The 1,025-nt window shown below is 57.0% G+C and carries 1 pseudogene; it reads right to left on the reverse strand.

Features of this window, described 5'->3' with window-relative positions:
* Nucleotides 1-932: pseudogene (locus BUE21_RS14855) on the reverse strand (hypothetical protein); the annotation flags it as partial.
* Nucleotides 933-1,025 lie beyond the last annotated feature (93 nt).

Genomic DNA, 1,025 nt, shown 5'->3' on the forward strand with positions numbered 1-1,025 from the left:
GCATCCGAGTCGGCGTCAGCGTCAGCGTCAGCATCGGCATCTGCATCTGCATCCGAGTCAGCATCACCGTCCCCATCATCGGGTGTAGGCAACGTACCTTCTACAGGGATGGACGTAATGGGTGATCCGTTGCGATCAACGGTTTCTGCCACGATGGTTACAGATCCATTGACCGATGTATCTTCAGGAATCTTGACGTGGAAATTACCGCTGGGATCGACGATGGCTATCAATTCGATTTGATCGCCGTCTGCATCTTTTACGGTGACAGTGACTTCGGAGCCAGGGGCTACGTCAGTGGTGGAGCCTGCGATGGCGGTATTTGAATCGACCAGTTCAGCGGTGATGTTGCTGTCAATGAGGTCAAGTTCGCCCGCTACAGGATCGGAGCTGATCGGAGAGCCATTTCGATCGATGGTTTTTGCCTCGACAGTGACGGGACCATCTACGAGTGCGGTGCCTTCCGGGATTGTGACCTGGAAATCGCCATTCGCATCGGTTTCAGCAATCAGTTCAATTTCGTTGCCTTCGGAGTCGCGAATGGTTACGGTGACTTTTGATTCTTGGGCGACGTTGGTGCTGGAGCCTGAGATGGTTCCATCTTTGTCAATTTTGACAGTCAGAGACGATGGCTCTGAAGGCTCAGTGGGCGTGGTGGGTACAGTGGGTTCCGTGCTACCAGTGGGCTCGGTTGGCGTAGTGGGAAGAGTGGGTTCCGTGCTGCCAGTAGGCTCAGTTGGTGTGGTCGGAACAGTGGGCTCTGTGCTGCCGGTGGGCTCGGTTGGCGTGGTTGGAACAGTGGGTTCTGTGCTGCCGGTAGGTTCAGTTGGCGTGGTTGGAACAGTGGGTTCCGTGCTGCCGGTGGGTTCAGTGGGTGTTGTCGGAACAGTGGGTTCCGTGCTGCCAGTAGGCTCGGTTGGCGTGGTCGGCACAGTGGGTTCCGTGCTGCTGGTGGGCTCGGTGGGCGTGGTCGGCACAGTGGGCTCTGTGCTGCCAGTAGGCTCAGTTGGCGTAGTGGGCACAGT

It is taken from the genome of Lampropedia hyalina DSM 16112 (assembly GCF_900129055.1).
GTDB classification, from domain to species: Bacteria; Pseudomonadota; Gammaproteobacteria; order Burkholderiales; family Burkholderiaceae_C; genus Lampropedia; species Lampropedia hyalina.